Source organism: Congregibacter brevis (assembly GCF_045689245.1).
Classification (GTDB): Bacteria; Pseudomonadota; Gammaproteobacteria; order Pseudomonadales; family Halieaceae; genus Congregibacter; species Congregibacter brevis.
On record NZ_CP136865.1, the window covers coordinates 1,281,442 to 1,302,886 of the forward strand.

Sequence of the window (21,445 nt, forward strand, 5' to 3'; positions counted from 1 at the left end):
AGCGCGATGGCGCAGGTAACAGTAGAACAACTGGCAGAAACAGTCGGCGCACCGGTAGAGCGCTTGCTGGCGCAAATGAAAGATGCGGGCTTGCCTCATAGTGCGGCAGAACAAGCCGTGTCTGATGAGGACAAGCAGACGCTGCTGGCGTTCCTTAAGGCAAGCCATGGTGAGTCCACGGCTGCGCCCAAGCGCATCACCTTAAAGCGCAAGACTATTAGCACCTTGCGCGGTGCCGGCGGTTCCCAGGGCAAGAAGACCGTTAACGTGGAAGTGCGTAAGAAGCGCACCTACGTGAAGCGAGATGTCCTTGAGGAAGATGCAGCTGATACGCCTGCAGCGGCCCTGGACGATCTCGTGGAAGAGCCCGTTATAGAGGAAGCGGCAGAGCCGGAAGTAGTCGCCGCGCCTGAGCCGGAGCCCGTTGCGCCTGAGCCGGAGCCCGAGCCCGAGCCTGAAGATGAAAAAGATCTCGATCCTGAGGTATTGCGTCAACGTGCAGCAGCGCGCCGCAAGAAGCAGGAAGCCGAGGAAGCAGAGGCGCGCGCGGCTGCAATAGCAGCGCGTAAGGCTGAGGAAGAACGCAAGGCTGCGGAGGCTGCCGCTGCACCACGGTCAGCCCCAAGCGGTGATATCGCTCGCAAGCCCAAGCGTCTTCATGATGCGCCTGCAGCCCCCGGTCGTGAAGAGCCCCGGAAGAAGAAGTCCCGGGGTCGGGTGGGCTCCGAGCCGCTGGGTCGCGGAAAGCATCGAGGCCACAATTTGTCGCTCTCTGATCTGGAGGCCGCAGAATCTGGTGCTCCTCGTCGTCGCGGTGGCCGCCGTAAAGGTAAGTCCACGCACGAAGAGCATGGCAAGCATGGATTCGAGATGCCCACAGCGAAGAAAGTTTACGAAGTAGAGCTGGCGGACATGATTTCTGTCGGTGGTCTTGCACAGCAGATGTCTGTGAAGTCCGGTGCAGTGATCAAGGAATTGATGAAGCTGGGTGTCATGGCGACCATCAATCAGATGATCGATCAGGATACTGCGACCCTCGTTGTTGAAGAGTTAGGACACTCCGTGAAATTGGTTAGTGCGGATGCGCTTGAGGATAATCTCAGCGAAGCGCTCTCCATGCACGAGGGTGAGATGGAGCCTAGAGCGCCAGTGGTGACTGTAATGGGTCACGTTGATCACGGTAAGACTTCCCTTCTGGACTACATTCGAAAAGCTAAGGTGGCCTCGGGCGAGGCTGGCGGTATTACCCAGCACATTGGCGCCTATCACGTAGAAACAGATCATGGAATGATCTCCTTCCTGGATACTCCGGGGCACGCGGCGTTTACCGCAATGCGTGCTCGCGGTGCGAAGAGCACGGATATCGTGATTCTTGTGGTAGCAGCCGATGACGGTGTGATGCCCCAGACCATTGAGGCAGTTCAGCATGCCAAAGCGGCGGAAGTTCCTCTGATTGTTGCTGTGAATAAAATGGACAAAGAGGGTGCTGACCCTGATCGCGTGAAGAACGAGCTCGCCGCTCAGGAAGTTATTCCTGAAGAGTGGGGTGGCGAATATCAGTTCATTCCTGTGTCGGCATTAACCGGTGACGGCGTTGACGCTCTTCTGGACGCGATTTTGTTACAGGCAGAGCTTCTTGAGCTGCAAGCTCCTCGTGATGTGCCCGCTCAGGGTATTGTCATCGAGTCCCGTTTGGACAAGGGACGCGGTCCCGTAACAACACTGCTGATTCAAAGCGGTACTTTACGTCAAGGCGATATCTGTCTGGCGGGACTGCATTACGGTCGTGTTCGGGCCATGCTCGACGAGAACGGTCAGCCCATTGAAGAAGCCGGGCCGAGTATTCCTGTGGAGATCTTGGGTCTTGATGGAACGCCGGATGCTGGAGACCAGTTTGCGGTGCTTGAGAACGAGAAGCGAGCGCGAGAACTGGCTGACTCCCGTCAGGAGAAGATGCGCGATAGTAAGCTCCAGCGCCAGCAGGCAGCCAAACTCGACAACATGTTTGAGAGTATGACGGCCGGTGAGAAGAAGACGCTCAATGTTGTGGTCAAGGCTGACGTTCGCGGCTCTCTTGAAGCACTGCAAACAGCACTCCTCGAGCTGGGTAACGACGAAGTTCAGGTCAACATCGTTTCCGGTGGCGTGGGTGGTATCGCTGAAACCGATATCAATCTGGCGATGACCTCTGAGGCGGTTGTGTTTGGCTTTAATGTTCGAGCGGATTCTTCTGCGCGGCGTTTGGTGGAAGCTGAAGGTGTTGATCTTCGTTACTACAATGTTATTTACGATTTGATTGATGATGTGAAGCAGGCCTTGTCGGGCATGTTGCCGCCAGAAATGCGCGAAGAGATCGTCGGTATTGCCGAAGTTCGGGATGTATTCCGTTCTCCGAAGTTTGGACAGATCGCGGGTTGCATGGTCACCGAAGGCACGGTCTACCGCTCTAAGCCTATTCGCGTCCTTCGCGACAATGTCGTTATCTATCAGGGCGAACTGGAATCTCTGCGTCGATTTAAAGACGACGCCAATGAGGTACGCAACGGCGTGGAGTGTGGTATCGGCGTTAAGAACTACACCGACGTGAAGGTAGGCGATCAGATCGAAGTCTTCGAGGTTCGAGAGATAGCACGCAGCCTCTAAGGGGCTGCTTTCGCTACTTAAAACACCATGGCCAAAGAGTTTAGTCGGACAGAGCGAGTAGGTGATTACCTGCGTCGCGAGCTTGCGCTGATTATTCAACGGGAAGTGCGTGATCCTCGTTTGGGTATGGTGAGTATTACGGCTGTCGATGTAAGCAGGGATATCTCCCACGCTAAAGTACACTTCACTCTGTTGGGTTCGGACACCGCCGAAGAAGCGAAGCCTTGCACGGACGTTCTCAATAAAGCCGCAGGCTTTTTGCGTTCAGCACTCGCGAGGGACGCTTCTATGCGAAGCGTTCCTAAGCTGCGTTTTTTCTTTGATAGCAGCGTTGGGCGCGGGCGAGACCTTGAAGCATTGATCAGTCGTGCACGATCCGCAGATGATCGTCGTTACGCGGATGTTGAGCGTGACGCTGAGTTATCCGATGAGCATGACGGCTTTGACGGGCATGACGGCTCAGGCGATCAGGGCGAGGCGCAATAGTCATGGCGCGACGGCGCCGCGGTAGAGCTATCTCCGGCATCCTTCTTCTCGATAAGCCGATGGGCATGAGCTCGAATCAGGCTTTGCAGCGCACCAAGTGGCTGTTTAGTGCAGAAAAAGCCGGACACACGGGCAGTCTCGATCCGCTTGCTACCGGTGTGCTACCGCTGTGTTTTGGCGAGGCGACCAAGTTTTCTCAATACCTGCTCGATGCCGATAAGGGTTACGACAGTACCTTTTGTCTCGGTCAAAGTACTGAGACAGGTGATTCCGAGGGAGAAACCATCGAGGAGTCTGACGCGTCAGCGCTGGATTTAGCGCGCCTTGAGCGAGCGCTGGACAATTTTCGGGGCCCTATCCACCAGCTTCCGCCGATGTATTCCGCACTCAAGCGCGATGGTCAGCCGCTTTACAAGTTAGCCAGGGCCGGCATTCAAGTAGAGCGTGAGCCTCGGCCCGTGACCGTGATGTCTTTGGAAGTTCTGGCATTTCGCCCCGGTGTCCGCGCAGAACTTGATGTGCGTATTTTGTGTAGCAAGGGTACCTATGTCCGCTCCCTCGCTATGGATTTAGGTGCGCTACTGGGTGTCGGTGGTCATGTTTCAGCACTACGCCGAACCAAGGCGGGCCCTTTTGAGCTTGCCGAGTGCGTAACTATGGGGGCCCTTGAGGCACTTCATGGGAATCAAGATATCGCAGAAATGGACGCGTTTTTAAGGCCTACAGATACCGCGGTGGCGCATATGCCGCTATTGAAACTCCCTGAATCCAGTGGATTTTACCTCCGTCAGGGGCAGCCGGTGCTAGTGCCAAATGCGCCCTGTGATGGTATGGTGCGCGTCGCTTTAGAGACCGGTGAGTTTCTGGGGCTTGGAGAAATTCTGGACGACGGGCGCGTGGCGCCCCGTCGACTGGTTGTCAGCGGTGGATAACGCTCTAAAACTAGGGTGATTTCTGCAGGCGCTGACGAGAACCTGGCTGTCAATCTGCACGGGCAGGCTCTTTTCTTAGTTGGTTACCTTAATGGGTCCCGGTGTATTCCTTCAATGAGAAACCCGGCCAAAGAGGGCCAGAGCAGATTATTACAAGGAAATTGAAATGGCTTTAAACGCAGAACGCAAAGCGGAAATCGTCCGTGACTATCAGCAAAGCGAAGGTGATACCGGCTCCCCGGAAGTACAGGTAGCCCTGCTCACAGCAAACATCGAGCAGCTTCGCGATCACTTTGAGTCCCACAAACAGGATCACCATTCTCGACGGGGCCTCATCCGCATGGTTAATCAGCGCAGAAATTTGCTGGATTACCTCAAGCGAAAAGATTCAGCGCGCTACGCTGAATTGATTAAGCGACTCGGTCTACGCCGATAACCGCTGACGCGACCGGGGCATGGGCTCCGGTCGTTTTATTTTGAATTGGAGAAAAATTGTGAACCCAGTTACTAAAACCTTTCAGTATGGCGGCCAAACCGTCACGCTGGAAACAGGCCGCATCGCCCGTCAGGCGACCGGCGCCGTTCTTGTTACCGTTGAAAACACTAGTGTGTTGGTAACCGTTGTTGCCGAGAAGACTGCTCGCGAAGGTCGTGACTTCTTCCCTCTGGCCGTGCACTACACCGAGAAGGCTTATTCTGTGGGCAAGATCCCCGGTGGTTTTTTTAAGCGTGAAGCTCGCCCCAGCGAAAAAGAGACACTGACATCTCGATTGATTGACCGGCCCATCCGTCCGTTGTTCGCGGACGGATTCATGAACGAAGTACAGGTTATCTGTACTGTGATGTCTGCCGACAAGCACATCGATCCCGATATCCCTGCAATGATTGGTACTTCAGCAGCACTCGCGATTTCTGGATGTCCTTTCAATGGACCTATTGGTGCAGCGCGTGTCGGATTCAACGACGCTGAGGGTTACATCCTCAATCCAACTTATGACCAACTGCCCGAGAGCAAGCTTGAGATGGTCGTTGCAGGGACGCAGGACGCCGTACTCATGGTTGAGTCTCAGGCCGACCAGCTGACCGAAGATCAGATGCTTGGTGCGGTTTTATTTGCACACCAGGAAATGCAGGTCGTTATAAAAGCGGTTGAGGAGCTGGCTGCAGAAGCTGGCAAGCCTAGTTGGGACTGGCAGGCACCTGCCATCGATGAAGGGCTTGTCAACGCGGTTGAAGAGAAAGCAAAAGCCGATCTTGGTGAGGCTTATCGTATTACGGACAAGGCTGAGCGTTACGCACGCGTCGGAGAGATCCGCGAGGCTTGCGTTGCTGAGCTTGCGACGGAAGGTGGTCCTAGCGCTGACTTGGTCAAGGAATACTTCAAGAAGGTCGAGAAGTCTCTGGTACGAAACCGCATCATTGCCGGCGAGCCGCGTATTGATGGTCGCGACACACGCACTGTACGCCAAATCGCTTGCGAAGTAGACGTATTGGCCAAAGCCCACGGTTCTGCACTGTTCACTCGTGGCGAAACTCAGGCTATTGGTGCTGTAACGCTCGGTTCTACCCGCGACTCCCAGATCATTGACGCGCTGGAAGGCGAGCGTCGTGATCCTTTCATGCTGCATTACAACTTCCCTCCCTACTCTGTAGGTGAGGCTGGTCGTGTTGGTTTTACCAGCCGCCGCGAAATCGGCCACGGCCGTTTGGCGCGTCGCGGTCTAGCGGCGGTTCTTCCTAACCTGGAGGAATTCCCCTACACGATCCGCGTTGTGTCGGAGATTACAGAGTCCAACGGCTCCAGCTCTATGGCGTCGGTATGTGTAGGCTCTCTCGCCATGATGACCGCCGGTGTGCCTCTGAAGGCTCCCGTTGCGGGTATTGCCATGGGTCTCGTGAAGGAAGGCAACCAGTTTGCTGTTCTCACCGACATTCTGGGCGACGAAGATCATCTGGGTGACATGGACTTTAAGGTCGCTGGTACCGCTGAGGGTGTTACTGCCCTGCAGATGGATATCAAGATCGAAGGCATCACCGAGCAGATCATGGAGATTGCTTTGGAGCAGGCCATGCAAGCTCGCTTGCACATTCTGGGTCAGATGAATGCAGTGCTTGCAGCACCGCGGGAAGTGACTTCTGAGAATGCTCCGAGCATGGTGACTCTGAAGGTTGATTCCGACAAGATCCGCGACATCATTGGTAAGGGTGGCGCGATGATTCGTTCCATCACCGAGAACTCAGGCGCTACAGTTGATATCGAAGATGACGGCACGGTACGCGTATTCGGTCAGGACCAGGCTTCACGCGATAAGGCTGTAGCGATGATCGAAGAGATCACTGCGGAAGCTGAAGTGGGTGCTATCTACACCGGTAAGGTTGAGCGTATCGTCGACTTCGGCGCTTTCGTGAACATCCTCCCCGGTAAGGACGGACTGCTGCATATCTCTCAGATCGCAAACGAGCGCGTAGAAAACGTATCTGACCACCTGACTGAAGGTGAGGAAGTGCGCGTTAAGGTTCTGGATGTGGATCAGCGTGGTCGTATCAAGCTGTCCATCAAGGAGCTCCTTGAAGACGATGCTGCGCCTGCAGAAGAAGCGGGCGACGCCTAATCGATTTAGCTTAATCAGCTGTATCAAAGGGCGCTTCGGCGCCCTTTTTTATGGCCCGTGTTTTATAGTTGCGTTCCAGTTTAGTGATTAGGTGGCCGGTTTAAATCTATGCGTCTTTCTCTATGCATGATCGTCAAAGACGAAGCGTTCTTTATTGAGGAGTGTCTTGCATCAGCAGCGCCCTTTGTTGATGAAGTCGTGGTAGTGGATACGGGTTCCACTGATGGCACTCGGGAGATTGCTGAGCGGTACGCGGGTAAAGTTCTGGATTTTGAATGGATTGACGATTTCTCTGCAGCGAGAAACATCGGGCTCGCCGCGGCAACGGGGGACTGGATTTTGGTCCTCGACGCAGATGAGCGCATCGCCGCTGAGGACTATCCGAAGCTCAGAGAGGCAATGTCGACTTCTGAGTTTGACGGGTATTACTTGATTCAGCGGAACTATAGCGACGAGGAGCTGCAGTTAAACTGGATCGCGGTAACTGAGCCAGATGAATGGTCGGGCCCTTGGACCGGCTACACTGAGAATCCTATTCTTCGCCTCTTCCGTCGTAACGAATTTATAGGTTATGAGGGGAGCATTCACGAAATTGTGGATGGAACCATCTCTGGACCGGCCAGAGGCACGTTAGACCTGCCTATTCATCACTATGTTGATGCAAACCCTGCTCGTTCGCGTCTTGAGCGAGCCAGTGGCTACCTCGTCCTTATGGATCGATTGTTGGAGGAGCGTGATGATGGTCGTATCTACGGAATCGCCGGATCTACTGCTTTGAATGCGTCAAAGGATTACGCGAAGGCCGCCAGCTATTTTCGTCGCGCTGCAGAGCTAGGCTATGAATCTTTGCGCAGCCTTGAAGGTGCGGCAGAAGCGGCCTACCGCGGAGGAAACTACGGTGAAGCTCAAGACCTCTATCGCCGCCTCTACGATGATGGCCATAGAACAGCCTCGTTGTGCCTGAATCTTGCCAACCTCGCTGTTCGCAGCGGGGACAAACCTCGTGGTGCCCAATTGTTAGAAGAGTGCCTTTCTCTTGGGGGCATGGGCCCTCAGACCGATGAAACTATACGCCGGAACATAGAATTTCTTAGTGCCTGAGTCGGCTTCAGGTAGATGAAGCCGACGTGGCTCAGCTCGTTTAGGCGTTGCGGTTACTGATTAGCTCGTCGACCACACCAGGGTCTGCGAGGGTCGATGTGTCCCCAAGGCTATCCAGCTCGTTCTCCGCAATTTTGCGCAAGAGGCGCCGCATGATCTTGCCGGAACGGGTTTTGGGTAGACCGGGCGCCCACTGAATGACGTCAGGTTTGGCAATGGGGCCAATTTCCTCCACACATAACTGAACGAGCTCGGCTTTTAGTGCATCGTTAGGCTCCACACCCTCCATGGGCGTGACGTAGCAATAGATGCCCTGACCTTTGATATCGTGGGGAAAGCCCACAACCGCGGCCTCGGCGATGCTGTCGTGGAGCACTACGGCGCTCTCGACTTCCGCAGTTCCCATACGGTGTCCCGAGACGTTTAGAACATCATCGACACGACCGGTTATCCAGTAATAGCCATCCTCATCACGTGTCGCTCCGTCACCCGTGAAATAGTAGCCCGGATAGTTTGAGAAGTAGGTGTCGACCATCCGTTGATGGTCGCCGTACACAGAGCGTATTTGGCTTGGCCAAGATGACTTAATGGCCAGATAGCCGGCGCCGGCGCCTTCTATCTCGCTCCCATCCTCAGCGAGTAAGACCGGCTCCACACCGAAGAAAGGCATAGAGGCGGCGCCCGGTTTCATGTTCGTTGCGCCCGGCAGCGGGGTGATCATGTGCGCGCCGGTTTCCGTTTGCCACCAGGTGTCCACAATGGGGCATCGACCTTCGCCAACGGTATGGAAATACCATTCCCAGGCTTCGGGGTTTATTGGTTCGCCTACCGTGCCAAGGATACGTAGGCTGCTTCGCGAAGAGCGCGTAACAAAGCTGTCTCCCTTACCTTGTAGGGCTCTAATCGCTGTTGGTGCCGTATAGAAAGTTGATACCTGGTGCTTGTCGACCACGTCCCAGCATCGCCCCGCGTCGGGGTATGTTGGGACGCCTTCAAACATCAGAGTAGTAGCGCCCACTGCAAGGGGACCATAAACGATGTAGGAGTGTCCGGTGACCCAGCCAACGTCTGCTGTGCACCAGTACACCTCTCCCTCGCGATAATCGAATACGTATTTGAAGCTCATGCTGGCCTGCAGCAAATAACCCGCCGTGGTGTGTAAAACACCTTTGGGTTTACCCGTTGAGCCGGAGGTATAGAGAATAAAGAGCGGATCTTCCGAATCCATGGACTCCGGCTCGCAGTCGGTGCTTTGGGTTGCCGTGATTTCGTCATAGTAAACGTCACGACCGTCTAGCATGTTCACTTCGGCATCGGTGCGGCGCACGACAATGCAGGTAGTTACGGACGGACAATCAGTCAGACTCTTATCAACGTTGGCTTTGAGAGGAACGGCTTTACCGCCGCGCAAGCCCTCGTCGCTGGTGATAACAGCGGTGCATTCTGCTGACTGAATTCTATCCTTGAGTGCCTCGGGGGAAAAACCTCCAAAGACGATGGTATGTACGGCACCAATTCGGGTGCAGGCGAGCATGGCTATTGCTGCTTCAGGAACCATGGGCATGTAAAGGCACACGCGATCTCCTTTGCCGACGCCCCTGGCGCGAAGCGCATTAGCAAGTCGGCATACTTCATCCTTGAGTTCGGTATAGCTGATGGCGCGGCTGTCTTTGGGATCATCCCCTTCCCAGATGATCGCGGTTTGCTCAGCCCGTTCGGGCAGGTGTCGATCAATGCAATTGACGCTCACATTGAGTTTGCCCCCGGCGAACCAGCTGGCTTCGCCTTTCACGAAGTCAAAGGAACAAACGGCATCCCAAGGTTTATCCCAAGTCAAAAACTCTGTCGCCATGTCGGCAAAAAAGCCGTCGCGATCGGTAATCGAGCGCTCATACATGGCTTCGTAGTCCGCAGGTTTGATATGTGCGTCAGCAAAGCCATCGGGGATGGGATGGGTAGGGAAGTGGTGAGACATCTTGGGTCCCTCAAGTAATCGTTATTGGAAGACTTGATTCTAGAGGGACGGAGCGCAGAGACAAGCCTACGTTAGTCTAAGTTGCCTGGTGTGACTGAGCGCTTTGCTTAGGGTGTTGCCAGCATCCCCCAGTCTGAGGCTGGGTTAAGCGTGAGTCGTACATTGTCGATTAGACGAGTGCCCCCGAGGCGAGCGGCCGCTAGGATCGCTATCTCTTCGGTGTTATCTCCTACCGCTTGGAGCGTGCGAGCGTCGCGGATAGCAAAATAATCCGGGGCAAAGCCTGCTTGAAGAAGCTGCATGCGCGCGTGAGATTCAATTTGCAGAAAGTTATCAAAACCACAGGCTATGGCATCCCTGCAGTCGAGCAGTGTCTTATGTAGTAGCGGAGCAATACTTCGTTGCGGCACAGTCAGGTAGTGGTTCCGCGAGCTCAGAGCTAGACCGTCATCGGCGCGAACGGTAGGTACGCCGATAATGTCTATGGGCATACTGAGGTCATCAACCATCTTGCGAATGATAGACAGCTGCTGAAAGTCTTTCTCACCGAACAGCGCAACTTGTGGCTGCACCATATTGAACAGTTTGCTTACGACGGTAGATACGCCATCAAAGTGTCCAGGGCGGTTGCTTCCGCAAAGAGTCTCGGAGAGATCCGGTACCCGGACTACGGTTTGTGCACTAAGACCGTCGGGATAAATGTCATCCTCGGCAGGCACAAACAGATAATTAACACCCTCGGAGAAGAGTTTCTCCCGATCTGCACTCAGCGTTCTCGGGTAGGCGTCTAGGTCTTCGTTGGCGCCAAACTGCATGGGATTAACGAAGATGCTGACCACCACGATCTGACCCAGCTGTTTCGCTCGGCGAACCAGCTCCAGATGCCCTTGGTGGAGATTGCCCATGGTTGGTACAAAGGCAATATTCTCCTGGGCAAGGCGATGACGTTGCAGGGCGTGCTGCAATCCTGCCTTGCTGTTTATCACCAGCATACTGCTACCCCGCTTGCGGTCAGGGTGGGTTTATCAGCCGCCTCTCTTTGTGAGCAGAGTTAAAGCTTCCTTCCCCAGATTATGGCGGTTATTCCCGCTCAGGGCGGACGAGTATGCAGTTTTAAAGAGGGTCGGGCAAGCGTTCAAGCGCACACTTCTAAGGGTCGTTTGTTACTAAAGGAAGCGCTTTTTGTAACTTTTGGTTATCTTTGAGAGCGGTGTTGTTGCGGCTAAAAATTCACAAGTCGCTTCTCGCAAAGTTAAAGTCGGTGGCTGTGTAGCAGGTGTGTGCAGTTACGATATGTCGTGCACGTCTCCTTGATCGACATCAACAGCTTAGATTGCGAAAACACGCCTCGCGTTGCCGCTTAGAAAGCGTTCTTTGGTTTCGTCGCTCAAGGCGAGGCGATCTAAATGTTCCAACGCCTTTTGAGGGTAAATCATAGGATAATTCGTTCCGAATAATACCTTTTTAGCACCATGGCTTTTCATATATGCGATTAGTTCGTCGGGGTATCTGTTTGCGGTGTATGCCGATGTATCAATGAACACATTTTCGTGTTTCGTTGCCACGGCGATGGCTTCCTGCGTCCAGGGGTACCCAATATGTCCGCCGACAATCACAAGCTCGGGGAAGTCCAATGCAACTTGGTCCAAGTAGATAGGACGGCCAACCTCCGATGACATTAGGGGCCCTGTGTGCCCGATCTGCGTACAGAAAGGCACTCCCATCTCGCAGCACGCAACGTAAACGGGGTAGAACCTCCTGTCTGTTGGTGGAGCATCAGATAGCCATGGCAGTACGCGGATTGCTTTGAAGCGAAACTCTTGAACGCAGCGCTTTATTTCTCGAACAGCCTGCATAGGCTTAGAGATATCTACCGAGCCAACGCCGATCAATCTATCAGGGTATTTGGTCACGAAGCTGGCCACTTCATCGTTGGTAATCATGTCCCGACCAGGAGCCTGCCATGCTGAAATCAAACTCTTATCGATGTTCGCTGCGTCCATTGCCGCGATTGTGAACGAAACGGGGATTTCCTCTTTTGGAGGCTCTGTTTTATTCCATCTATGAAGCGAAGCAAAAATTGGATCTTGCGCATGTCTCAAAGTCGGGTGCTGTGCCCATGCATCTATGATCATGCCCATAGTGATTTTCCTCCGACTGTGAGGGGCTTTATGTGGCGCTGCCCTTAATCTAAATCAGGCCAAACTAAGGCTTTTTTTACTTCTATGGCTAAAAGAAACAACAGCTCGCGCATCTAAGCGATTACAGCAAAGAGGTCATACAGATGAAAGGTCTACTACTTGTAGCTGTGCTCGTCACGGGGATAGCTACCGTCTTTCACGGATGTGACAAATGCCTTCAATGCAGTTTGGACGCTATCGGCCCCAAGCATGAAGTTTTCGACGAAGCGGGGTTGGTGATCAGAGAGTCCCAGTAAATCGTGCATTACCAGTACCTGAGCATCGGTGCCGGCGCCAGCGCCAATGCCTATAACGGGGATATCGAGCTTGGCCGAGATATCGGCTGCGAGCTCCGCTGGAACGCATTCGAGCACCAGCAAGCTTGCTCCGGCGTCTTGAATTTCCACGGCGTCCGCAAGGATGGACTTCGCTTCTTTTGGCGTACGGCCTTGTACCCGGTAACCGCCAAAAGCGTTTACCGATTGAGGCGTAAGGCCTAGGTGCGCGCAGACGGGTGTTCCTCTCTCCACCAAAGCGCTAATGGTGTCGCTGAGCCACACACCGCCTTCCATCTTCACCATTTGCGCCCCGGCTTGCATGAGGCGTGTGGCGTTTGTCATGGCCTCGGTGGTGTTGCTGTAGGTCATAAAGGGCATGTCGGCAATGACCAGTGAGTGGGGTGCCGCTCGGTTAACGGAGCGCGTGTGGTACTCCATATCCTGGATAGTGACTGGGATAGTACTGTCGTGTCCTTGGAGAACCATACCGAGGGAGTCGCCCACGAGGATGGTTTCTGCGCCAGCTTCACTGACAAGACGAGCGAAAGTAGCGTCATAGGCCGTAATGCACACGAATTTATCGCCTGCGGCCTTCATCTTGTCGAGAGTGCTGATAGTTACTTTAGTCATAAACTACAAATACGCTCCAAAAGAGGAAGCTTGCTGTCCATATGTATCCGCCGCTACACAAAGCGCCTGCGGCTACCCAAAAAGCGCCTGCGGCTACCCAAAAAAAGTAGGGTTGAAATAGTGCCTGCCGCTACGGATATCTAATAGATAGTCTACTAGCTGCAAATAATCGCTATCTCCCTCTGCCAAATCGATCATGCTGGCATTGACGATGAGCAGAGGCGCGCCATCGTAGTACAGAAAAAATTCGCTGTACACTTCGTTTAGCTGCTCTAAATAGTGGCCATCGATGCCTTTTTCATGTCCGAGTCCACGGCGTTCGATGCGTGAAAGGAGTACGTCCGTAGGTGCCTGCAGATAAATAACCAGATCCGGCCTCGGAGCGTCTATGGTCAGCTTCTGATAGACCTTTTCATAGAGCTCAAACTCATCGCTATCCAAATTGATACGCGCGAAGAGGGGGTCTTTTTCTATAAGAAAGTCAGCGACGCGAACGGGCGAAAAGAGCTCTGATTGTCGGAGTTCCTGCATTTTTTGTGCGCGTTGGAACAAAAAGAACAGCTGAGTCGCGAGGGCGGCTTCGTTGCGATTCCGATAGAAACGCTCCAAAAAGGGGTTTTGCTCGGCGTCCTCAAGGAGGATTTCATGGTTGAAGGTTTCGGCCAGACGTCGAGTGAGGGTGGTCTTACCTACGCCAATGGGCCCTTCCACCGCGATATAAGCTGGGGGTTTGCGGCCCCGGAGTTCAAGCTCGCTCATGCACTTATCGCCTCGGGTCGTGCCAAAGACCAGCCTAGCTCGGTTCTTTGAAGCTCGTTATCGGGGCAGTCGCTTAGTCGCTGTGCGAGCGTTGAGCCGTCTTCGAACGTCCACCCTTCACCTACGATGTCGGCAAGGGGGCGGAGTACAAAGTTTCGCTCGAAGACGCCCGAATGAGGAAGCGTGAGACGCTGAGAGTCGAGAGCTACATCGCCATAGATCAGCAGATCAAGGTCCAGTGTTCTTGGCCCCCAGTGGAGGTCACGCACTCTCCCGGCGTTTGACTCGAGCGACTGTAGGGCATCGAGCAGCTTTAGAGGCTCCAAGGTCGTCGTCATTGCGATCACTGCGTTGAGATAATCTGGCTGATCTTGGGGGCCCATGGGCGCTGAACGGTATATCGCTGAACGTTCAATTTGCTGATTGTCTGCCAGGTGCTCCAGGCCGTACGCGGCCTCGATCAGCGCCTGATGGCTGTCTCCGAGGTTAGCGCCCAGACCGACAAAGCACCGTGTCACGCGGGAGGTGCCGAGCGTCTACGTCCGCCTCGACGCCGACGACGCGGTGGGCGGTGATCTTCGGGGGAGTCGACGATCTCGATAGGGCCGTGTTCTTCTTGAAGCCGTGTCCATGTTTCTCCAAGGCCCTTGCAGTCTTCGCCCGCCTGCTCTCGCAGCAGCAGGAAGTCGTAAGCGGCTCGAAAGCGCCGCTTGCTCATCAGTTCTAAGGCGCGTTTACCTTCCGTGCGGGGCAGACGAAGCTGCATTTCCCAGATTTCGCGCATGGGCATGCTAAATCTGCGGGGTATTGCAATTCGCTGGCAGGCTTGAGCAACGATCTCCTGTCCCGCGCTATGCATGGCCGGCACAGGTTTCTCGCCCTGTGACTCCAGCTGTTTGCGACGCTCGCAAACGGTAGGCCACAGCACAGCGGCTAAAATAAATGCGGGTGTGACGGGCTTGCCCTGACGAATGCGTTGATCTGTGTTGCCCATGGCGGCGTCAAGCAACTGGTCGTAAAAAGGATCACTATCGGCGAGGCGTGCACTGTCAGGGAACAGATGATCAAAGCATCGGTATTCTCTGAGCAAGCGCAGGGTGGCCTGAGCGTTGCCCGCGAGAAATAGCTTGCCGAACTCATCGAACAGTCGAGCCGCCGGTATATCGTCTAATAGCCCGGCAAGCTCGGAAATAGGCGCGCCGCTGGCTTTCTCGACACGAAAATCGAGCTTTGCTGCGAAACGAAGGCAGCGAAGCATGCGCACGGGGTCTTCGCGGTATCGCTTGGCGGGGTCTCCGATGACGCGCACTTGCCTAGCCTCAAGGTCATCCAGGCCGCCCACTTGGTCAAATACCTCGAAGCTTCCGCTGTCGTAATACAGGGCGTTCACCGTCAGGTCACGGCGTACGGCGTCTTCTTCCAGCGTGCCAAAAACGTTATCGCGTAACAAAAGACCTCGGGAGGAGCGTTTGGCAGCGGTGGTCGCTGTGTCGCCGTCATCATGGTGTCCGCGAAAGGTCGTAACTTCGATCACTTCACGGCCAAAGCGAACGTGTACGATCCTAAAGCGGCGGCCAATGATGCGAGAGTTGCCGAAAAGGGCGTGGACTTCTTCAGGTGTAGCGTCCGTGGCTATATCGAAATCTTTGGGATGCCCACCGAGCAACAGATCGCGAACCGCCCCGCCTACTAAATAGGCTTGATGCTCACGGTCCCGTAGTCTCGCCATGACTTTCAAGGCGCCCGGACTGATGTCCTTGCGCGAGACGCAGTGTTGATCTCTGGGTATGACGTTCAAACGCTAATATCTTCTCTTCTTACGACCACTTCGCGTGGCCGCGGGTCGTGATCCATTGAAACGGTGTAGCGGGTCCACTCGGTAGCGGGAGTACGGATAGTGGCTCGCCATCGAGCTCTCGTGGCCATTTTCGGGAAGCTCGCATGGTAGCACAGGGTAGTCGTGAAATCGGGGTTTGAGCCGTCGGAGGAATCACCCCGGAATCTACTTTTTGCGGCGCGCGAGGAACGCTTCGCCGTTTTGGTAGTCAGACTGATTAGAGGCTAGTTTGCAGGCTTGGTTTATCAAGAAACGGTTTATCAAGAACCGGTTTGTCGGGGGCAGATTTGCAGGAGCCGGAATGAACGAGGGGGAAGTAAAAACTTCCCCCTTCCAGGTTCACTAAACCAATTATTATTATTGCGGTGCGCATTATTTTTATTGTTGTGCGCGGCTATAAAAGCAGGCTTTGTGCCAGACTAAAATAGTTTTTTATAATCAATAACTTATAATTTTCGGATACTTTGTGCGGCTAAAGTTTTAGTCAGTTTGTTACGTATGTCTACTGTTACTGTGGGTATCAGTTGGGGAGGGTAACGGTTAACTCGCGACTTTTCGCGGACGTCCGCTACTAGACTTCTTTCGAGGGATCTCGAATCGCTGGCGGCGCTCCCAAAGGCACTTACGACTGATGCCCAGCTTTTGTGCAAGTTCGGTCTCGCTCATTGAGTCTTGATGCTCAATTACAAAGCGCTGGAAGTAGTCCTCCAGTGAGAGGTCTTCCACGGGGTCGCTGTTACGCGGTTGTCGTTTACTGGTCCCGGGAGTGACACGGTCGCCACGGAGCCGGTTAATGTTCACCAGCTCGAGGTCGATGCCTAGGGCATCGTTGTCAATCTCGGTGCCGTCGGTCAGGATTACGGCGCGTTCAATGGCATGCTCCATCTCCCGTACGTTGCCCGGCCACTGGTAAGTGGTGATAGCTTGTATTGCTCTTGGAGACAATGTCATGGCGCTACGGCTGGCCCGCGTCGCTTGTTTCTCGAGAAGTCGCTCGGCAAGAAACAGTATGTCTTTACCGCGCTCTCTCAGTGGTGGTAGTTTCAGGCGAAGTACATTTATTCGATAAAAGAGGTCTTGTCGAAAGCTACCTTCGGCAGCCAGTGTCTGCAGGTCTCGATGTGTGGCGCAAATAAGGCGCACATTCACTTTTCGTGACTGCACTGAGCCAATGCGTCGAATTTCTCCTTCCTGAATAAATCGCAGTAGTCGCGCTTGCGCTTCCATGGGGAGCTCGCCAATTTCGTCGAGAAAAAGAGTGCCACCGTCAGCGGCCTCTATGAGTCCCATGCGGTTCGTATTGGCGCCCGTAAACGCGCCTTTCTCGTAACCAAAAAGTTCCGACTCAATCAGTGTCTCTGGAATGGCCGCGCAGTTCACAGAGATTAGTGTTTGCTCTGATCTCTTGCTCTGGGCGTGAATTTCGCGTGCGACAAGCTCTTTACCGGTTCCTGTTTCCCCGAGTACCAGGACTGTTGAGTCCGTGGGTGCAAACTTCTCCACATGCTCGGCGAGGGATTGCATGGCCTCACACTCACCAATGATCATGGCGACGGAGTTGTCATGGGAGTTCAATGCGGGGACAGCTGAGGACTTCTCAGGCTTAAGTACTTTCTTCCCTTTGGGGGATTTTCGCTGGGCGTGTTTGTCGATGACGCGTTGCACCGACTGGAGCATGTCCGCGTGATCAAAAGGTTTGGCTATGTAGTCCACAGCACCCATACGCATGGAGTCCACTGCGGAGCGCAGGCTGGCGTAGCTTGTCATGATCAACACGGGGGTCGTTCCCGCCAAAGCGATGAGGTCGGTGCCCGGTGAGCCGGGAAGGCGCAGATCGCTGATGATTAAGTCGTAGTCAGCTAGGGTGAAGCCGCTTTGGGCTTCTGCTACGGATCCTGCTTCATCCAGGGTGTAGCCGTGTCTCTCCAGCAGTCGGCGAAGTGCCGCGCGGATGACTGACTCGTCTTCGACGATCAGTATCTTGTGCATGGGTGGGGAATCCTTCCTTTAGCCGGTAGTCATTCTAGCATTCTCAGCAGATCTGTCTTGAGTCGCAGGCTGCCCTTACTCAAAACTCTGGGCGTACTCCGCGGAAAACAGCACGACGCGCGCGCGAACTCCCCGTCCTGGAGAGCTTGGCGCTGGACTCACAAGGCTCACGCTGCCACCCATATCTTCGAGCATTCGCCTCACCAGTGCGAGGCCCAGTCCCGTGCCTTCGCCCACATCTTTGGTGGTGTAGAAAGGTTCGAATACCTGCGAGATGACCTCCGGTGAAATCGCTGGCCCCGGGTTATCTATACAGATGGTCGTGGTGTCTCCATCCTGATGAGCATCGATGGTAACCGGTCCTTCTTCTGCTGCTGCACTTCGAGCGTTGTCCAATAAATTCAAAAACACTTGAAGGAGTAGCTGATTATCGCCGCGCACAAGCAACTCGCGATCGGTGTTGTTGGTAAATTCTCCTCGCGGTACATCCATGTCCAGATTCAGTAAGTGCGCGGCCTCATCGATACAGTCCGCTAGGTTGCAGGCTACCGAGTCAGCCTCCTGCGCGCCGCTACCGGGATGGGATAGCTGCATGAGCGAGTTCACGGTGCGTGAGATACGTTCGGTCTGTTTGAGGATTTCCTGCGTGCCCACATCCAGCTCGGTTGCGTCGGCGTTATCCGCAAGGTTCTGGGCGATGCATGCGATTCCGGTGACGGGGTTGCCGATTTCGTGGGCGACGCCGGCGGCAAGGCGGCCAATAGATGCAAGGCGTTCGTTGTGGAGTAGCTCATCCTGTAGTCGCTGGTAATCGGTGATGTCCTCCACCAAAATTTGGCGTCGGCGACCGGGAAGCTGCAACGGGCTGCTGTGCACAATAACCCACCGCTCGCCGCCATTTTCATCGTATCCCAGCGACTGCTTGATAACTGTGCCGTGGGGATCCTCTAAGGCTTCGCTCAGTGCTAACGGCCAGGGGCTGGGTAAATTTGTGATGTTCTCTGTGATCGCTTCTTCCGCCGATACACCGCTGAGGCTCGACATTTGCCGATTCCAGCGAAGAACCCGATTGTCTCCGCCCACAACACAAAGCCCTGTAGGCAGCTCCTCAAAGGTCTGCTGGTACTCCCGCCGTTGCCGGTATAGAAGTACGAGCACGATAAGTAGTGCGAGGGCGGGTACAGCAGAATAGATAAGATTCATGAGTTCAGCGGAGGACAATAGCAGTATTTTTTTCGGCGCTTTGCTTTGAGTGACGGAGGGTCAGCATGCTACGGACTCATGAGCTAAGGGTAAACCAGTGCTCTTCGTGCCTGAAGGGCCTGAGGGTTCCATAGCGATGTTGCCAGTTCGAGCAGTTCTCGAGTGGATCCCGCATGCAATTGTGCGCTGTCCTGGCAAAGCAGCTCCAACACTTTGCGGAGATTTTTCAAAGCCGCTTTATCGTCGATCGCAGTAGCGCCTGCCTGTTTACTGAGTTTGATGCCAGATGCGTCGCAGACAACCGGCACATGGGCATAGCTCGGTTGCTCAGCCTTTAGCTGCGCGAGTAATTCGAGTTGCGCGAAGGTTTGGAAAAGAAGGTCTTCGCCTCGTACTACGTCCGTGATGCTTTGCCACGCGTCATCGACCACCACTGCAAGAGCGTAGGCATAAAGATTATCTTTACGCCGCAACACCAGATCGTTTGCGCCATGCTTGGGCTGCTGTGGACCAAGAATTCTGTCGTCAAAGCCCGCGTTGCCTAAGAGGCAAACGCGGAGTGCTGTCACATCTTCAAGCGTGGGCGAGCAGCGTTTCAGGCAGCTGCCGCCGGGTCCTAAGGTGGCTCTGGTGCAGCAGCAGCGAAAGACGTCGCCGCATTCGGTTAATTCGTCAAGCGCTTCTGCATAGGCTTCTAGACGTGTGGATTGATAGAGTTCGGTTTCGTCCCAATAGAGGCCATGGGCTTCTAGCGATCGGAGGATACTGTCGGCAGCGCCCGGTACCTCTCGCGGAGGGTCTATGTCTTCGATACGCAGCAGCCAAGTGCCAGAGGCGGAGCGAGCGTCCAGATAGCTAGCGACAGCGGTAAGCAGCGAGCCCACATGAAGCGGGCCCGTGGGCGAGGGTGCAAAGCGGCCCCGGTATTCAGGCTGCGTAGCCATCAACCGGGGCTAGGGAGCGGGCTTAGCCCAACTCCTGCCTTTCTTTGATTTCGTCGAGGGTTTTGCAATCGATGCAAAGCGACGCCGTGGGGCGAGCTTCTAATCGCTTAATACCGATCTCTACACCGCAGGCATCGCAGAAGCCGTAGTCATCCTGCTCGATGCGCTCGATAGTCGAATCGATTTTCTTGATCAGCTTGCGCTCGCGATCGCGTGTTCGCAGTTCGAGGCTGAATTCCTCTTCTTGCGTGGCGCGATCCGCGGGGTCTGGAAAGTTTGCCGCCTCGTCCTTCATATGAGTCACGGTGCGATCAACTTCTTCCATGAGTTCCGTTTTCCAGCGCATCAAGATGAGCTTGAAGTGCTCACGCTGAGGCTCGTTCATGTACTCTTCGCCGCGCTTGGGCTTGTACGGCTCAAAGTTACGAAACTCGACGCCGCTACTAGACTTTTTGCGTGCGCTGGAGCGAGTTGCAGTCTTTTTGGCAGGCGCGGCCTTGGCTTTGCTTGCGACCTTTTTCTTTGGCGCGGCTGCTTTCTTCTTTGGTGTTGCTTTAGGTGCTGCTTTTGTCGGCATAGTGGTGTTCCAACTATCTTACTCTGGCTGCCCAGCGAGAAATTCTGGCGGGGCGCATTTCGAAGCGCGGAGAAGCTACCAGAATTGCGTGCTACACGCCAGCGAAAATCGCTCTTGACGAATGGTTAATGGCCTTAGGGCTAGTCGAGGTAGATTTGTCCGCCGGCCAAGGTAAATGCCACAGGCGTTAGCGTTTCGCCCATGCACGGTCCGGCAACGCACTCTCCCGTATGTGCAAGAAATTCTGCGCCGTGGCGCTGACAACGGATGAGATCACCGCTATCGTCACTGAGGCTTCCGCCCAGGGGGTCCATGCTCTCGTTGGCATGCGGGCAGTTGTTTTCGAATAGGAAGAGCTCGCCCCGTCGATTGACCAGTATCAGGGATCGCCCCTCGAGCGTTACACTCTGGCTGCTGTTATCCGCTATGGATAAACTGGGTGCGTTGGGTGAGTCCACCTAGGAGTCCTTTGAGTTGTATAGGCTTCTGATCAACGTTGCGCGGAGCAGTAAGCCATTGGTTTATCAATGAAAGCAAGTTCTTAGCTCTGGAGTGCTTTTGAGTCTTTCGGTTTTTCAGCGCCAGCTCCTCGGCCTGCATGAGAGTGCATTGCAAGAGCGCGGTGGGCATAGGCTTCAGGCACCCGTTTGGGCTGCTCTGCAGTGTCTAACCGATGCGGCTGTTGAAGCGGGTTTCCGGTTGGAGGTTGCCAGTGCTTATCGTTCCTATGAACGACAGCTGGCTATCTGGAACACTAAGTTAGCAGGGGGGCGTCCTGTTCTTGATGATGATGATCAGGTAGTTGATCTGGCGACATTGAGCGAAGAGGAGTGTATTCGCTGTGTGCTGCGGTTTTCGGCGATGCCGGGAGCCAGCCGTCACCATTGGGGAACCGATCTTGATGTTTTTGACGCAGCGGCGGTAGGCGATGACTACCGCGTGCAACTGAGCCTTGCGGAGGTAGCTGCGTCAGGCCCTTTTGGACCGCTGCATGAATGGTTGGATCAACGCATTGCTGCGGGGGAGAGCTTTGGCTTTTATCGTCCCTATGATGAGGACCGTGGTGGCGTGGCTGCAGAGCGCTGGCATTTGAGTTACGCGCCCCTCGCAATGCCCTACGAGCAGGCGAGTAGTGCAGAGGTACTTAGACTAGCTTGGCTGGAGTCTGGGCTTGAGAATCTTGCTGCACGAGAAGTATTGGACTCGCAGCTGGAGTCACTGTTTGAACGTTTTGTAATGCGAGTGGCCGAGCCACCGGACAATGCGCTGAACTACCTGCCACCGGCCTAGTTGCCGGCA

The 21,445-nt window shown here is 54.6% G+C and carries 19 protein-coding genes; 7 read left to right on the forward strand and 12 right to left on the reverse strand.

Annotation, left to right across the window (positions count from 1 at the left end; genetic code table 11):
- The first annotated feature begins 6 nt into the window (after window positions 1-6).
- The 6 genes from infB to R0137_RS05655 all read left to right on the forward strand — a co-directional run bounded on the left by infB (window position 7) and on the right by R0137_RS05655 (window position 7,774).
- Window positions 7-2,643, forward strand: a complete 2,637-nt coding sequence (infB, locus tag R0137_RS05630) for a translation initiation factor IF-2 (RefSeq protein WP_407329212.1) — start codon at window positions 7-9, stop codon at window positions 2,641-2,643.
- A gap of 27 nt (window positions 2,644-2,670) precedes the next feature.
- Window positions 2,671-3,129 carry a 30S ribosome-binding factor RbfA gene (rbfA, locus tag R0137_RS05635; protein WP_407329213.1) on the forward strand — a complete coding sequence of 153 codons (459 nt, stop codon included), beginning with the start codon at window positions 2,671-2,673 and terminating at the stop codon, window positions 3,127-3,129.
- 2 nt (window positions 3,130-3,131) lie between these two features.
- Window positions 3,132-4,061, forward strand: coding sequence for a tRNA pseudouridine(55) synthase TruB (truB, locus tag R0137_RS05640; protein ID WP_407329215.1), 930 nt, complete (start codon window positions 3,132-3,134; stop codon window positions 4,059-4,061).
- A gap of 166 nt (window positions 4,062-4,227) precedes the next feature.
- Window positions 4,228-4,497, forward strand: a complete 270-nt coding sequence (gene rpsO, locus R0137_RS05645; RefSeq protein ID WP_008294031.1) for a 30S ribosomal protein S15 — start codon at window positions 4,228-4,230, stop codon at window positions 4,495-4,497.
- Between the two features lie 58 nt (window positions 4,498-4,555).
- Window positions 4,556-6,673 (forward strand): polyribonucleotide nucleotidyltransferase, encoded by a 2,118-nt coding sequence (gene pnp, locus R0137_RS05650; RefSeq protein ID WP_407329217.1) that lies wholly within the window; start codon window positions 4,556-4,558, stop codon window positions 6,671-6,673.
- 108 nt (window positions 6,674-6,781) lie between these two features.
- A complete protein-coding gene (locus R0137_RS05655; RefSeq protein WP_407329219.1) occupies window positions 6,782-7,774 on the forward strand; it encodes a glycosyltransferase in 993 nt (330 codons plus the stop codon).
- Window positions 7,775-7,814: 40 nt separating this feature from the next.
- Here R0137_RS05655 and acs read toward each other — a convergent pair whose 3' ends face one another.
- The 12 genes from acs to R0137_RS05715 all read right to left on the reverse strand — a co-directional run bounded on the left by acs (window position 7,815) and on the right by R0137_RS05715 (window position 20,604).
- Window positions 7,815-9,749: an acetate--CoA ligase gene (gene acs / locus R0137_RS05660; RefSeq protein WP_407329221.1), complete on the reverse strand. Its 1,935-nt coding sequence runs from the start codon at window positions 9,747-9,749 to the stop codon at window positions 7,815-7,817.
- Window positions 9,750-9,856: 107 nt separating this feature from the next.
- A complete protein-coding gene (gene panC, locus R0137_RS05665) occupies window positions 9,857-10,741 on the reverse strand; it encodes a pantoate--beta-alanine ligase (RefSeq protein WP_407329222.1) in 885 nt (294 codons plus the stop codon).
- A 336-nt stretch (window positions 10,742-11,077) separates the two neighbouring features.
- Complete coding sequence (locus tag R0137_RS05670; protein WP_407329224.1) at window positions 11,078-11,890, reverse strand: amidohydrolase family protein; 813 nt, start codon at window positions 11,888-11,890, stop codon at window positions 11,078-11,080.
- 155 nt (window positions 11,891-12,045) lie between these two features.
- Window positions 12,046-12,837, reverse strand: coding sequence for a 3-methyl-2-oxobutanoate hydroxymethyltransferase (gene panB / locus R0137_RS05675; protein ID WP_407329225.1), 792 nt, complete (start codon window positions 12,835-12,837; stop codon window positions 12,046-12,048).
- A 93-nt stretch (window positions 12,838-12,930) separates the two neighbouring features.
- Entirely contained in the window at window positions 12,931-13,596 is a 666-nt protein-coding gene (locus R0137_RS05680) for a deoxynucleoside kinase (RefSeq protein WP_407329226.1), read from the reverse strand.
- Complete coding sequence (gene folK, locus R0137_RS05685) at window positions 13,593-14,114, reverse strand: 2-amino-4-hydroxy-6-hydroxymethyldihydropteridine diphosphokinase (RefSeq protein WP_407329228.1); 522 nt, start codon at window positions 14,112-14,114, stop codon at window positions 13,593-13,595. Before folK ends, R0137_RS05680 begins: the two co-directional genes overlap by 4 nt.
- On the reverse strand, window positions 14,111-15,394 hold the full coding sequence (gene pcnB / locus R0137_RS05690) for a polynucleotide adenylyltransferase PcnB (protein ID WP_407329230.1): 1,284 nt from the start codon (window positions 15,392-15,394) through the stop codon (window positions 14,111-14,113). The genes folK and pcnB overlap by 4 nt, the downstream gene beginning before the upstream one ends.
- 579 nt (window positions 15,395-15,973) lie before the next feature.
- Window positions 15,974-17,422 (reverse strand): sigma-54-dependent transcriptional regulator, encoded by a 1,449-nt coding sequence (locus R0137_RS05695; RefSeq protein WP_407329231.1) that lies wholly within the window; start codon window positions 17,420-17,422, stop codon window positions 15,974-15,976.
- Window positions 17,423-17,497: 75 nt separating this feature from the next.
- Window positions 17,498-18,625 (reverse strand): sensor histidine kinase, encoded by a 1,128-nt coding sequence (locus tag R0137_RS05700; RefSeq protein WP_407329233.1) that lies wholly within the window; start codon window positions 18,623-18,625, stop codon window positions 17,498-17,500.
- Window positions 18,626-18,708: 83 nt separating this feature from the next.
- Window positions 18,709-19,569, reverse strand: a complete 861-nt coding sequence (gene gluQRS / locus R0137_RS05705) for a tRNA glutamyl-Q(34) synthetase GluQRS (protein ID WP_407329234.1) — start codon at window positions 19,567-19,569, stop codon at window positions 18,709-18,711.
- Window positions 19,570-19,591: 22 nt separating this feature from the next.
- A complete protein-coding gene (dksA, locus tag R0137_RS05710) occupies window positions 19,592-20,146 on the reverse strand; it encodes an RNA polymerase-binding protein DksA (RefSeq protein WP_407329236.1) in 555 nt (184 codons plus the stop codon).
- A 140-nt stretch (window positions 20,147-20,286) separates the two neighbouring features.
- Complete coding sequence (locus R0137_RS05715) at window positions 20,287-20,604, reverse strand: Rieske (2Fe-2S) protein (protein WP_407329238.1); 318 nt, start codon at window positions 20,602-20,604, stop codon at window positions 20,287-20,289.
- Window positions 20,605-20,704: 100 nt separating this feature from the next.
- Between R0137_RS05715 and R0137_RS05720 the strand changes: the two genes are divergently transcribed.
- A complete protein-coding gene (locus R0137_RS05720; RefSeq protein WP_407329240.1) occupies window positions 20,705-21,436 on the forward strand; it encodes a M15 family metallopeptidase in 732 nt (243 codons plus the stop codon).
- Window positions 21,437-21,445 lie beyond the last annotated feature (9 nt).